The sequence below is a fragment of the Streptomyces rubellus genome, from assembly GCF_036323805.1.
Lineage (GTDB): Bacteria > Actinomycetota > Actinomycetes > Streptomycetales > Streptomycetaceae > Streptomyces.
Window position 1 is genome coordinate 115,286 of sequence record NZ_JAZDCX010000005.1, and the last position, 13,036, is coordinate 128,321.

Here is a 13,036-nt window from a genome sequence, read left to right on the forward strand (position 1 = left end):
CCTCTCACTTGTCGGTGATCTGTACGGTCACGCTGCTCATGGTGGGGACCTGCAGGTCGACCTCGGTCGTCTCCGCCGGCGGGGCGGGGAACTGCGCGAAGAAGTCCGCGGTCTTCCCGGCTCCCAGACCACTCGGGAACATCGTGCACAGACAGTTGTCATCGGTGTCGCGCAGGATGTAGTAGCGCTTCTTGCCCTTCTTGTCGACGAGCGTCATACCGCCGACCGAGGCGCCCTTGCTCGCCAGCTCCGTGTCACCCGCGGTCCAGTGCCGGAAGGCGTAGACCTGGTCGCCGGTGTTCTCGATCCGTCCCTTGACGGTGACGAACCCCCCCTGGTCCCGGACGGCCGAGGTCACGACGATGTTCACGCCGTCCGAGCCCTTGATCGTCGCCAGGGCCGTGTCCTCCTCGCCGTCCTTCCCGCCGTTCTCGCCGCCGGAGCCGTCCTGCCGGCCGTCCGAGCCGCCGTCCCCTCCCCCACCGCCGGACGGCTGGGCGGAGGAGCCGGTGTTCGGCGCCTCGTCGTCTCCCCCGCCGCACGCCGTCAGGGTGAAGGCCAGCGCCGCGGTCATCGCCGCGGCGGCCGCGCCTCGCAGCAGCTTCCCTATCGCGCGTGTGCCCATGCGTTGCGTTTCCTCTGCTTGTCGTTCGCTCACTGGTCCGCCAGATGGACGGAGAACAGCTCCTCCGGGTCCGGAAGGATCTCCAGGAGGTCCTCCGGGTCGAGGTCGGGGCCGATCTCGATGGGTGCGTCGATCCCGTCGCAGACCAGTTCGTGCCCCGGTTCCGGCTCCTCCTCCTCGCCCGGGGGCTCCTCGGTGTCCTCCTCTTCCCCGCCCGGCTCGCCGTTCGGGGGCACCTCGGTCTCACCGATGTCGCAGCGGGGCTCGATGACCGCCGTGGCGGTGGCCTCGGCATACGTGCTCTCCGTCCCGGGGATCAGCGAGTCCCCGACCGGTTCGGTGTTCCTGACCCCGACCGTGAATCCGGCCGGGAAGCTCACCGGGTCACAGCCGGTCAGCTCCGCGTCGTTCTTCCGCGCGAACTCCGCGGCCGCCCCGCAGGCACCGTCCGCGTCGCCCACCTCTCCCCCGCCGAGCAGGTCCTCCCAGACGTCCGGGTCGAAGAGCTCCAGGAGGTCCTCCCGCAGCCCGTCCCGGGCGTCCTGGGCGGCGGCCAGCGCGGCGGCGTCCGCCGCGCCCTGGGCGTCGTTGCGGTCGGCCGACGCCATCCCGACCGCGAAGAACGCCAGCGCGAGGAAGAGCAGGCCCGCCACCGCCGTGATGTAGACGGGGAAGGCCTGCCCGGCGTCGGAGGTGCCACGGCTCACCCGGTGATGCTCTCGACCTGCTCGACGATCTCCGCCGCGATCGTGGCACCCAGATTGGTTCCGAGCAGCACGAGGATGATCGCCACGACCACCGCGATGATGCCCATGTACTCCACCGCGGACTGTCCCTCGTCCGCGCGCCGCCGCAGGGCGTCGGTCCTGACCCTCCCCCAGTTCCGCAGCCGGGTCTGGGCGTTGACGGCGGTCCTCAGCAGTTTGTCGCTCACGGTCTACCCCTCCGAGTCCGGCCGGCCGTCCGCCGGCCGACACGTACGATTCTGTGCTTGCGACGCCGTCCCCGTCACCGGCCTCTCCACGGCCGGGCTCATCGGCGACATGAGAAACGTACGCGGGTTCTCCCGACTCGTCCCAGGGTGCCGGAGGCCAATTCCCCTCCCGGGGGGCGCGCGGAGGCGTTTCCCGCTCGGTCACGGCGCACCCTCCTCCCTGTCGGCCGGTCCGGACCGCTCGGCCCGGGGAGTGTCCGGGCCCGGCATCGACTGTGCCATACCGAATTGCGTTTGCGAAGACCAACGGGAAGGCCGCGGCCTGTTCGAGACAACCGTCAACGGCCTTGACAAAGGCGCACTTGGTCCGGGATGGGCGCTTTGCGCTTCCTTCTCAAGTGCAAGCGCCCCCGAATGCGCCGTTACGTCCGCCGTGTCCCCGCCGGTCACCATGGGCCGCACCCCGCTCGCCTACTCACCCGTGAAGGAGCCGAAGTCGGTGCCGGAGCCGAGGAGGAGACCGGCGGCCATCAGGATGATGGTGGCCGGCACCATGAAGGTGGTGACGACCATGGTGGCCTTGGGAATCGCCCTGGCCGCCTTGCGCCGGGCGTTCTGCGCGTCGGCCCGCCGCATGTCGTTGGCGATGGAGATCAGGGTGCCGACGATCGGGGCACCCAGCTCCTCGCCCTGCTGGAGCGTGCTGACGAACATCGCGACCTGCTCCGAGTCGTTCCGTCTGCGCAGTTCGTCAAAGGCCTGCCGGCGACTGACGCCCATGTCCATCTGCCGCAGGGTGATGCGCAGTTCGTCGGCCCACGGCCCCTGGTACCGCTCCGCCACCCGCTCCAGGGCCTGCCGGAAACCGAGCCCGGCGCTGACGACGACCGCGAGGACGTCCAGGAAGTCCGGAAGGGTGCGCTCGATGTCCTCCCGGCGCTGGCGGACGGCGATCCACAGCCCCACCTCGGCCCACAGGAAGGCGAAGGCCAGCAGCACCAGGGCGGCGACCGGCTGGCCGTCGAGCAGCATCACCAGGGCGCCGAAGAGTCCCAGGAACCCGTAGACGGCGCGGCGGGCCGCGTAGCGGTCGATGGTGAGGCCGCCCGGGTTGCCCGCCATGCTGATCTGGCGGCGCTTGCGGTCGACGAGCCTCGGGCCCATCAGCCGCAGCACCAGCGGGGCCCAGCGCATGCCCAGCCGGTCGACGACCGAGCCGACGGCGCCGGTGCGCGAGGAGCCGACCTCCAGGGCGACGGCGAGGTCGCCGGGCAGCCTGGTCTCGCCGCGGTACATGCGCAGCCCGGCGAAGATCCCGCAGACAGCGGCCGCGAGGGCGAGGGCGAGCAGCAGACCCATGGCTTGTTCCTCTCCCTCAGACGTCGATTCTGGAGATGCGGCGGATGGCGATGAAGCCCAGGACGTACAGCCCCAGGGAGACCAGCACGGCGACCTGCCCGGGGAAGCTTCCGGTGACCCGGTCCAGGGCACCGGGCTCGATGGCGTTGATCAGCAGCATGGCGCCCAGGCCGATGGCCGGGACCGCGTAGGCGGTGACGTTCACCTGGGAGAGCTGGGTGCGGACCTCGCGCCGGGTCTCCTTGCGCTCCTCCAGGGTCCGGGTGAGGTTCTGCAGGGAGCTGACGACCGCGCCGCCGGCCCGGTTGGAGAGCACCAGGGTGGTGACCAGGACGACCAGTTCGCGGGAGGGGAGCCGGTCGGCGAGCTCGTCCAGGGCCTCGTCGATGGAGCGGCCCAGGGCGAGCTGGTCGGCGACCCTGCGCAGTTCGTCGCCCGCGGGGGCGTCCAGTTCGTCCGCGGCCATGCCCAGGGCCGTGCGCAGCGCAAGCCCCGCCCGGGTGGCGTTGGCCAGCACCCGGGACAGCTCCGGGAGCTGGCCGATGAAGGCCTCGATCCGCCTGTTGCGCTGCCAGTTGAGGAAGGCGTTGGCACCCCAGACGCCCAGCAGCCCGGCGAGCGGCCCGAAGAAGGGTGCCAGGACCGAGGAGGCCAGCAGCCACAGGGCGGCCACCACCGCCACCAGACAGACGAGGAACTCGCCCGGGGTCAGGTCGAGTCCGGTGGTGGTGAGCTTCAGTTCGATCCGCCGTCCCGGACCGGTCCGGCGCAGCCTCCGGTCGAGGCCGGCGAACCGGCGGTGCCGGCCGGAGGCCGGCTGCCCGGTCAGCGCGAGCCGGTCGATCAGCTCCTGGCGCTGCGCCCGGCCGGACGCGTAGGCGTGGATGCCCGCTACCGCGAGCACCCCGGCGAGCAGGGTGACGCCGATCGTCGGCAGGGCGAGGTTGTCCATGGCGGGGCGGCTTCCTAGAGGGCTTCGCGGGTGAGGAGCTGGTTGTCGTCCCGGGCGATGCCGAAGGCGGGCGGAACGGGTTCCCCCTTCAGCCGGAGGCGTTCGGCGACCCGGCCCGGCAGGGGCAGGTGGCGGAAGACGCCGCGCACGGTGCGGTCGGCCCCCATGGGCCGGGTGTCGAAGCGGCACACGGTCGCGATGCGGTACTCCTCGCGGCCGTGGGAGTCCAGGACGGCGACCTCGCTGACCCGGCGTGACCCGTCGGGGTAGCGGCTGAGCTGGACGATGACGTCCAGGGCGCTGTTGATCTGGTCCCGCAGCGCCTCGAAGGGGATCTTCACCTCCGACATCGAGGCGAGCGTCTGCAGCCGCATCAGGGCGTCCTCGGCGCTGTTGGCGTGGACGGTGGCGAGTGACCCGTCGTGGCCGGTGGACATCGCCTGGAGCATGTCGAGGGTCTCGCCGCCGCGGACCTCGCCGACGATGATGCGGTCGGGGCGCATGCGCAGGGAGTTGCGCACCAGGTCGCGGATGGTGATCCGGCCCTTCCCCTCGACGTTGGCGGGGCGGCTCTCCAGGCTGATGACGTGGCTCTGCTGGAGCTGGAGTTCGGCGGCGTCCTCGATGGTGATGATGCGCTCGCCGTCGGGGACCAGCCCGGACAGCGCGTTGAGCAGGGTCGTCTTGCCGGAACCGGTGGCGCCGGAGACCACGATGTTGAACCTGGCGCGTACCAGCCCGGACAGCAGCAGCACCAGCTGCTCGTCCAGCGAGCCCAGCCCGATCATCTCCCGCAGGGTGTAGGCGCGGGGGAAGCGCCGGATGGTGAGGGTGGGACCGGACAGGGACAGCGGCGGGATGATGACGTTGACGCGCTCCCCGGAGGGGAGGCGGGCGTCGACCATCGGGTTGGACTCGTCCACCCGGCGGTTGACCGTGGAGACGATGCGCTCGATGGTCTGCATCAGCTGCTCGTCGGAGGCGAAGCGCAGCGGGAGTCGCTCGACCCGGCCGGCCCGCTCCACGAACACCTGGTCGGGTCCGTTGACCATGATCTCCGTGATGGAGGAGTCCTCCAGCAGCGGCTCCAGGATGCCCAGTCCCAGGGCCTCGTCCACCACCCGGCGGATGAGGAGCGCGCGTTCGGGGGTGGAGAGCACCGGGCCCTCGCGGCTGATGATGTGCCCCAGGACCCGCTCCAGGCGCACCCGGCGCTCGGCCGCGGCGAGCGACGACATCTCCGCGAGGTCGATCTCCTCCAGCAGCTTGGCCCGGTAGACCGCGACGAGGTGGCCCTCCTGCTGCGATCCGCCGGCCGGGTCCGGAGCGTTGATGCGCGCCCTCAGGCTCATGTGCCGAATCCTCCAGTGCTGCGGGTGGTGCGGGGCGGTGCTGTGCGGGGTGGTACGGGCGGCGCCCGGTCAGTCGCGGGGCATCGTGGACGTCCTGCTCACCTCGCCGAAGTCGCCGATGCCGGGGACGACGGACGGGATGGTCACCTCGGCGGTGACGCTCACCTCGTCCGAGGACCCGCCCCAGGCGAAACCGACCGTGAGCCAGTCGCTGACGGCCGCCCGGCCGGCCGCGGCGCCGTCCGGCCCGTCCTCCAGCGACTCGGCGCGGGCGGCGGCCCGGGCCGCCGTGCCGGCCTGCTGGGCGGCGTACGCCACCAGGCCGAGCTGGAGCGCGGCCAGCCCGATCAGCAGCAGCACCGGCAGGAAGCCCACGAACTCCACCGCGACCTGGCCCCGGTCCGCCCCGGTCCGGCCGCGGCGCCGCCCTGCGGGGCGGTACGGACGCCGGTGGACGCTCATCGTTCCTCCTCCCGTACCGCCCCCGCCTCGCCGGTGACCGTCAGCGGCAGGTCCGCCATCCCCGGGAAGAGGACCGGCACCCGCAGCTCGACGGTGGCGGTGACCAGGCCGGCGGCCCCGTCACCGCAGCCGACCGTCCCCTGCCAGGCGCTCGGCAGGTGCTCCCGCGCCGCGCCCTGGCAGTCGCCGTCCACCGCCGCCGCGCGGGCGGCCTCGTCGGCGGCGTTGCCCGCCAGGGTGAAGGTGTAGCCGACCAGGACGAGCTGCCACATCAGGGCCAGCACGACCAGGATGAGGGGCACCATGCCGACGAACTCGACGGTCGTCTGGCCCCGGTCCGGGCCCTCCGCGCCGCCGCCCGCGGCAGCGTCGTCCGGTCCTCGCCCGACACGCATCCCTACCTCCCCTCCGTCGCCTCCGCCGCCCGTACCGCCGGGTCCGCCGCGCGGCCCGCCCCCGAGTCCACTGCTTTGCTGCCCCTACAGCCGCTTGTCGACGCCTCCCCGGCGGCGGCGCAGACCGATCGAGCCGCGGTCGGCGTGCTGCCCCGCGCCCCGGCCCCGGCCTCCGGCGCCCGCCTCGGCGGCCTTGACGAGTCCCAGCTCACCGGCCAGTCCCCACATCGCCTGCCGGACGGCGCCGCGGCTGTCGAGGTCCTGCATCCGGCCGGAGTCCACGGCGGCCTGCAGTTCCTTGAAATTGGCCGGAACGACACCGCGCGCGACCGGGGTCCGCACGATCCGCTCGATGAGCTGCGGCTGGATCTCCGCGCCGCGGCTGTGGCGGTTGACGACCGTCCGGGTCTCCTCCGCCTTGCGGATCTGCAGCCGGTCCCAGAGCCGGATCATGCGCTTGGCCGCCCGGACGGCGACCACGTCCGGGGTGGTGACCAGCAGGGCGATGTCCGCCAGCTCGATCGCGGCGGCGTTGGCGCCGGTCATGTGGGTGCCGCAGTCGACGACCACGACCTCGTGGCGGGAGCGCAGCACATGGGTGATCTGCCGGACCGCGCGGTCGTCGACCTCCTCGGCGCGTTCGCCCTCGGCCGGGGCGAGGAGCAGCGACAGCCCGGTGGAGTGGGTGAAGACGGCGTCCTGCAGCACACGCGGGGACAGGTCCCTGATGCCCGCCAGGTCGGCCACCGAGCGGCGGAACTGGACGTCGAGGTACGAGGCCACGTCGCCCGCCTGGAGGTCCAGGTCGGCCAGCGCGGTGGTACGGCCCGAGGCACGGGCGGCCAGGGCCAGCTGCACGGCCAGCACGGTGGTGCCCACCCCGCCCTTGGCGCCGGTGACCGCGACCACGGTGCCGCCCGGGCCGCCCGGGGTGTCCGGGCCGGTGCCGAGGTGGCGCCGCACCCCCGCCGCCCACTGGGCGGCGGCGCCCACCCGCGCCACCAGTTCGTCGTACGCCAGGGGCAGTCCGACCACCCCGCGCGCGCCGGCGTCCATGGCCGCGGAGTACAGCCCGGGGGTGGTGTCGGTGGTGACCAGGACCACCCCGACCGCCGGGAAGCGGAGCGCGACCTCCCGGATCAGTTCCAGCGCGGGCAGCGGCCCGACGCGCTCGTGGACCAGGACGACCTCCGGCAGGTCGCCCACCGACTCGGCGGCCAGCGCCGCCAGGGTGCCCAGCAGGGTGGTGGAGTCGCCGGCCGGCGGCGCGGGCTCGCTGTCGGGGAGCTGGCTCAGCAGCGCCGTCAGGGAGCGGGCGGCGTCGGCGTCGCCGACGGCCGGGAGGATGCGTGTCACCATCCGTGCCTCACTTGTCCCCGGTGAGCGTGTAGTTGCGTTCCTGCTCGGAGATCTCGGCCGTGTCGCCGGGCGCCACCAGCGCCAGCCGGACGTTCACCGCGAAGGACTCGGCGAAGGCCACCCGCTGGGCGTCGAGCGTGCTCAGCGCGAAGGTGATCGGCACCGCCTCGGTGTCGCGGTCCCCTCTCCTGCCGTCACGGTCGTCCGCGCGGGAGATGGGGGTGAGCCTGCCGACGTCGACGACCCGGGCGTTGTCGACGATCACGCGGGAGACCTCGGTTTCCTCGTCCCCCTCCTCGTCGCGGAACGTCGCGTAGATGTTGACCCTCGACTCGGGCGAGATCTTGCCCGCGACACCGGTGGCCGCGTCGATCATGATGGCGATCTCCTGCTCGCCCGGCTTCAGTTCGGGCTGCTCGGCCACCATGCCGGACTGCAGAAGCGAGCCCTTCCGCAACCGGTTGGCGGCGATCTTGCCCTCGATGTCGTCGAGGTCGGTGAGCGCGGTGTCCGACAGCCAGCGCTCCGGTATCGAGATCCGCTCCACCGCCTCCTCGTCCAGGACCTGGTAGGCCGGTACGTCCTTCGCCAGGCGGTACGCCGTGACCTCCGGGCCGACCTTCGACTCCACGTCGTTGATCACCGACAGCACTCCACCGAAGGCGACGAGGGCGCACAGGACGGACAGGAGCAGCAGGATGACGCCACGGCGCTGGCGTGAGTTCATGGTCGCGGCTACCTCGTTCGGGAACGGTGCGGACGGCGGGGGCTGTGCGGACGGCGGGTGCGGCGGGCGCCCGCCGGGGCGCGGGAGGCGGTGCGGGCCGGGGGACCGGCACCGGCCGCCGGCCGGGCCGCGGACGTACGGCGGCGCACCTCAGCGCGTCCGGCCGGGTGCCAGGGCTCGGCGGCCGGCCGGCTCCGGCGCCGCCGGGAGGGCGCGGGGGCCGCCGGCGCCGTCCGGCGGTGCCACGGGCGCGGAGCAGAACGCGCAGCGGTCACCGATCAGTTCCAGGCCGCACCAGTGGCACTCCTCCCGCCGTACCGAGCTGACGAGCTGGTACAGGACGGAGATGTCGGGGATGGCCGCGGCGAACTCGACCAGTTTCCCGGTGCCCCACCAGCGGGCGGAGTCCGCCGGCAGCGGTGCCCGGCGCAGGCCGCCCACCCGCCAGTGCGGGGCGAGGGTGCCCGTCACCCAGTCGGCCGAGAGCGGGCCGGGGGCGACGGTCAGCTCGGTGGCGAACCCCGGCCCGGCCAGCAGGCCGTCCCCGCCGATCCTGATCAGCTGGGGGGTGGGGCGGGCGAGCACGGCGAACTGGGAGCCGGGCACCCAGGACTTGGCGTGCGCGGTGAGGCTCACCGGTACGCGGTCGAGCCGGGCCACGGAGTTCAGCAGCGCACCCGCGTAGATGTAGTGCGCGAGCAGCCGGGAGGCGGCGGCGAGCACGCCGGGGCTGAAGTCGCAGACGGACAGCTGGCACAGCTGGCGGGCCAGGATGCCGGTGGCCAGCGGCGGGAGGTCGGTCTCCAGCAGGGCGACGCGGTCGCTCTCCAGCACGGAGCGGACGGTGTGCAGCCGCCGGACGGAGGCGGCGGGGGCGGACGAGGGGTACAGGACGACCACATAGCCGTGCCGCTCGACGAGCAGGTGCGTCTCGGCGAGCGCGTCGTCCAGCGGCTGCCGGTCGGGCGGTGTCAGCACGTGCGCCGCCGGCGTGTGCACGTCGGGCGGGGGGAGCACCAGGTCGGCGCTGGTGACGGCTATTGCGGTGGGCACGTGGGGGCTCCCCTGTCCAAGAACTTTTCTGCGGTACTGCTCTGCCCTGTGGAGTCCGGCCGGTCCTGCCGACTCAGCAGCCTATCGACGCTTTACCCGGCAGAGAACACTTACCGGGAACCAGGGGACGTGCGGTCGCTGCCGACACACCGTCAAACACGGGCAAGCAGTGACAGATTGCCGGGCGTTTTGATGGTTTCGCAACCTTTGATCATGGTCGCGAACGCGGTTTTCCCGGCCGGTCCACGGCACCGGACGGAAAGTTGAAGGACGAAATTACACAACCGCTGCCGGGCGCCCCGCACCCGGCAGCGGAGCCGAATCGGAAAAGCGGCCCGGATTACGGAGCGCACCCGCCCCGCGCTCCGCACCGGACGCCCGCGCCGGGCGGCTCCCCTTGACATGCCCATTGGTCTGAACCATTCTTCCGGGTCAGCACGGTGGCCACCGTCTCCCCACGCGCCCTCATCCCCCAACGCACGGAGGCAGCAAGTGGAAGGCACGACGCGAAGAGACCGCGGAAGCGCGCGAGGCGGGCCGTCCGGACGGGCACGGCGGAAGGGCGTCCGTACGCGGCTCGTCGCGGCGCTCGGCACGGCCGCGCTGGCGGCCGGCGCGGTGGCGTTCGGCGGCCTGACCGGCAGCGCCGGGGCCGCCGAGCCGAACCTGCTGGACAACCCGGGCTTCGAGTCCGGACTGGACGGCTGGACCTGCTCCGCCGGCAGCGGTTCGGTCACCGGCTCCCCGGTGCACGGCGGTACGGCGGCACTGCGCGCGGTCCCCACGAACAGCGACAACGCCCGCTGCTCCCGGACCGTCACCGTGCTGCCGGACTCCGAGTACCGGCTGAGCGCCTGGGTGCGGGGCCCCTACGTCCACCTCGGCGTCTCGGGCACCGGCACCACCGACGTGTCCACCTGGACCCCGGGCGCCTCCGACTGGGAGCGGCTGCGGACGTCCTTCACCACCGGCCCGGACACCACCTCGGTCACCGTGCACACCCACGGCTGGTACGGCCAGGGCGCCTACCACGTCGACGACGTCCTGCTCACCGGACCCGGCGCCGGGGACGGGGACGGCGGCGGCGACCCGGGCGGCCCCGATCCCGAGCCGGAGCCCCCGGCCGTGCCCGGTGGGCTGACCGCCGCCCCGGCCGGCCCGTCCTCGGTCACCCTGAACTGGGACGCCGTCACCGGCGCCACCGGCTACCACGTCCACCGGGACGGGCGGAAGGTCCTCTCCGTCTCCGGCACCTCGGCGACCGTGACCGGGCTGGCGCCCGCCACCTCCTACGAGTTCGCCGTCAGCGCGGTCAACGGCGCGGGCGAGTCGGCCCGCTCCGCCCCCGTGACCGCCACCACCGGCGGCGAGACCGGCGGCGACGGACCCGGCGCGGACGTGCCCGAGCACGCCGTGACGGGCTACTGGCAGAACTTCGACAACGGCGCCACCGTGCAGAAGCTCCGCGACGTGCAGGACCAGTACGACATCATCGCCGTCTCCTTCGCCGACTCCACGGCCAGCCCGGGCGAGATCACCTTCAACCTCGACCCGGCCCTCGGCTACGGCTCGGTCCAGGAGTTCAAGGACGACATCGCCGCCAAGCAGGCCGAGGGCAAGAAGGTGATCATCTCGGTGGGCGGCGAGAAGGGCAACGTCACCGTCAACGACGCCGCCTCCGCCGCGCGCTTCGCCGACAGCGCCCACCGGCTGATGACGGAGTACGGGTTCGACGGGGTGGACATCGACCTCGAACACGGCATCGACTCCGCCTCCCTCACGGAGGCGATCCGCTCGCTGTCGGCGAAGGCCGGGCCGGGCATGGTGCTCACGATGGCCCCGCAGACGATCGACATGCAGTCCACGTCGACGGAGTACTTCAAGCTGGCGCTCAACCTGAAGGACATCCTCACCGTCGTCAACATGCAGTACTACAACAGCGGTTCGATGCTGGGCTGCGACGGCAAGGTGTACTCGCAGGGCTCGGTGGACTTCCTCACCGCGCTGGCCTGCATCCAGCTCGAGGGCGGCCTCGACCCGTCCCAGGTGGGCATCGGCACCCCCGCCTCCCCGCGGGGCGCGGGCTCCGGTTACGTCGACCCGTCCGTGGTGAACGCCGCGCTGGACTGCCTGGCCCGGGGCACGAACTGCGGCTCGTTCAAGCCCGCGCGGACCTACCCGGGCATCCGCGGCGCCATGACCTGGTCCACCAACTGGGACGCCCTCAACGGCGACCGGTGGTCGGACACGGTCGGCCCGCACGTCCACGCGCTGCCGTAGGGGATCCGGCGGCACCGCGAGGGGGGGGTGCGGGGCGGGCCCGGTCCGGTGGACCGGGCCCGCCCCCGTTCCCGCCACCGCGCCCTCCCGTCTACCAGGGGAGCTCGCGCAGCTCCTGCACGCACAGGACGACGAAGAGCAGCCCCGCCACCGCCAGTGAGACATTGCTGACCGGACCGTTGCGCCACGCGCGCGGGGTGCGGTCGGAGTTCAGCAGCCACAGCAGGGTCCCGGCCAGGAAGGGCATGAAGAAGGCGCCCAGCACCCCGTAGGCGATGACCAGCCCGACCGGCTCGTCCAGCCACAGCAGGCTCATGGGCGGGAACGTCAGCCACAGCAGATAGCCGCGGAACGGCCGGGACCGCTCGCGCCGCCCGCGGGCGATCTCCAGCACCGGCGGCTCGGAGCCGGTGCCCTGCGCCCGGGCGGCCCGGGTGCGCTCCACGAAGTCCGCGAACAGCAGGCTGACGCCGTGCCAGACGCCCACGATCGAGGAGAAGGAGGCGGCGAAGAAGCCCACCAGGAAGAGCTTGGCGGTGACGGTGCCGAACCGGTCCTCCAGTACCCCGCCCAGGTCCAGCAGCCCCTGTCCGCCGGAGCCGACGGCGGTGCCGGTGGCGTGCAGCAGCTCGGCCCCGACGATCAGCATCGCCACGACGAAGACGCCGGTGGTGAGGTACGCGACCCGGTTGTCGAGCCGCATCATGCGCATCCAGCCGCTGTCGGTCCAGCCCTTGGCGTTGATCCAGTAGCCGTAGGCGGCCATGGTGATCGTCCCGCCGACCCCGCCGACCAGTCCGAGGGTGTAGACCAGCGAGCCGTCCGGCAGGACGGGCAGCAGCCCGGCGAGGGTGGCACCGAGGTCGGGGGCGGCCCGGACCGCCACATAGACGACGATCACGAACATCACCCCGACGAAGACCATCATGGTCTTCTCGACGGCCGCGTACCGGTTGAACCAGACGAACGCCAGCCCCGCCAGCCCGCACAGGATGGCCCAGGTGCGCAGGGACAGCGAGTCGGGGAAGAGTGCGACCAGCGGCAGCGCGCTGGAGGACATGGCGGCGGCACCGTAGACGAAGCCCCAGACGACGACGTAGACCGCGAAGTAGCCCGTGGTCCAGGAGCCCAGGCCGCGCCAGCCGTCGAAGATCGTCCGGCCGGTGGCCAGGTGCCACCGGCCGGTCGCCTCGGCCAGCGCGATCTTCACCAGACAGCCCACGACGGCCGCCCACAGCAGGGTGTGGCCGAACCTGCCGCCCGCGACGAGGGTCGCCACCAGGTCGCCGGCGCCGACCCCGGTGGCCGCCGCCACGATGCCGGGCCCGATGAGCCGCCAGCTCGTCCGCCGCCCGGGGGGCTGCCCGGCCGGGGGTTCCCCGGGCGCGCCCGCCGCGGTCCGCCGTTCCGCGCTGTCCGTCCCGCCCGTCCCGTCCGTCTCACCCGTACTGGTCATGTGTGACCTCCGTCTCGTCCCGGTGACCGGCGTGGCGCATACAACAGCGCCGTGCCGCCGGGCACAAGAGGGCACCGGACGG

General features: G+C 72.8%; 13 protein-coding genes. 1 reads left to right on the top strand and 12 read right to left on the bottom strand.

Features of this window, described 5'->3' with window-relative positions; all coding sequences use genetic code 11:
• Positions 1–4 precede the first annotated feature (4 nt).
• From V1L54_RS07595 to V1L54_RS07645, 11 genes are all read right to left on the bottom strand, one after another.
• A complete protein-coding gene (locus V1L54_RS07595) occupies positions 5–625 on the bottom strand; it encodes a hypothetical protein (RefSeq protein ID WP_330117115.1) in 621 nt (206 codons plus the stop codon).
• A gap of 29 nt (positions 626–654) precedes the next feature.
• Positions 655–1,332, bottom strand: coding sequence for a pilus assembly protein TadG-related protein (locus tag V1L54_RS07600; RefSeq protein ID WP_330117116.1), 678 nt, complete (start codon positions 1,330–1,332; stop codon positions 655–657).
• A complete protein-coding gene (locus V1L54_RS07605) occupies positions 1,329–1,559 on the bottom strand; it encodes a hypothetical protein (RefSeq protein WP_330117117.1) in 231 nt (76 codons plus the stop codon). Before V1L54_RS07605 ends, V1L54_RS07600 begins: the two co-directional genes overlap by 4 nt.
• A gap of 471 nt (positions 1,560–2,030) precedes the next feature.
• Positions 2,031–2,918: a DUF5936 domain-containing protein gene (locus V1L54_RS07610; RefSeq protein ID WP_330117118.1), complete on the bottom strand. Its 888-nt coding sequence runs from the start codon at positions 2,916–2,918 to the stop codon at positions 2,031–2,033.
• Between the two features lie 16 nt (positions 2,919–2,934).
• Complete coding sequence (locus V1L54_RS07615) at positions 2,935–3,870, bottom strand: type II secretion system F family protein (protein ID WP_330117119.1); 936 nt, start codon at positions 3,868–3,870, stop codon at positions 2,935–2,937.
• A 14-nt stretch (positions 3,871–3,884) separates the two neighbouring features.
• Positions 3,885–5,222, bottom strand: a complete 1,338-nt coding sequence (locus tag V1L54_RS07620; RefSeq protein ID WP_330117120.1) for a TadA family conjugal transfer-associated ATPase — start codon at positions 5,220–5,222, stop codon at positions 3,885–3,887.
• A gap of 69 nt (positions 5,223–5,291) precedes the next feature.
• Positions 5,292–5,684: a TadE family protein gene (locus tag V1L54_RS07625; RefSeq protein ID WP_330117121.1), complete on the bottom strand. Its 393-nt coding sequence runs from the start codon at positions 5,682–5,684 to the stop codon at positions 5,292–5,294.
• On the bottom strand, positions 5,681–6,079 hold the full coding sequence (locus tag V1L54_RS07630; protein ID WP_330117122.1) for a TadE/TadG family type IV pilus assembly protein: 399 nt from the start codon (positions 6,077–6,079) through the stop codon (positions 5,681–5,683). The genes V1L54_RS07625 and V1L54_RS07630 overlap by 4 nt, the downstream gene beginning before the upstream one ends.
• A gap of 84 nt (positions 6,080–6,163) precedes the next feature.
• Positions 6,164–7,438 carry a CpaE/TadZ family protein gene (locus V1L54_RS07635; RefSeq protein WP_330117123.1) on the bottom strand — a complete coding sequence of 425 codons (1,275 nt, stop codon included), beginning with the start codon at positions 7,436–7,438 and terminating at the stop codon, positions 6,164–6,166.
• 7 nt (positions 7,439–7,445) lie between these two features.
• Positions 7,446–8,165, bottom strand: a complete 720-nt coding sequence (cpaB, locus tag V1L54_RS07640; protein ID WP_330117124.1) for a Flp pilus assembly protein CpaB — start codon at positions 8,163–8,165, stop codon at positions 7,446–7,448.
• Between the two features lie 150 nt (positions 8,166–8,315).
• A complete protein-coding gene (locus tag V1L54_RS07645; protein WP_330117125.1) occupies positions 8,316–9,218 on the bottom strand; it encodes a hypothetical protein in 903 nt (300 codons plus the stop codon).
• A 492-nt stretch (positions 9,219–9,710) separates the two neighbouring features.
• Between V1L54_RS07645 and V1L54_RS07650 the strand changes: the two genes are divergently transcribed.
• The gene (locus tag V1L54_RS07650) at positions 9,711–11,498 is read left to right on the top strand and encodes a chitinase (RefSeq protein ID WP_443076529.1); all 1,788 of its coding nucleotides are present in this window, start codon (positions 9,711–9,713) and stop codon (positions 11,496–11,498) included.
• Between the two features lie 91 nt (positions 11,499–11,589).
• Here V1L54_RS07650 and V1L54_RS07655 read toward each other — a convergent pair whose 3' ends face one another.
• The gene (locus V1L54_RS07655) at positions 11,590–12,954 is read right to left on the bottom strand and encodes an Nramp family divalent metal transporter (RefSeq protein WP_330117126.1); all 1,365 of its coding nucleotides are present in this window, start codon (positions 12,952–12,954) and stop codon (positions 11,590–11,592) included.
• Positions 12,955–13,036: the final 82 nt, after the last annotated feature.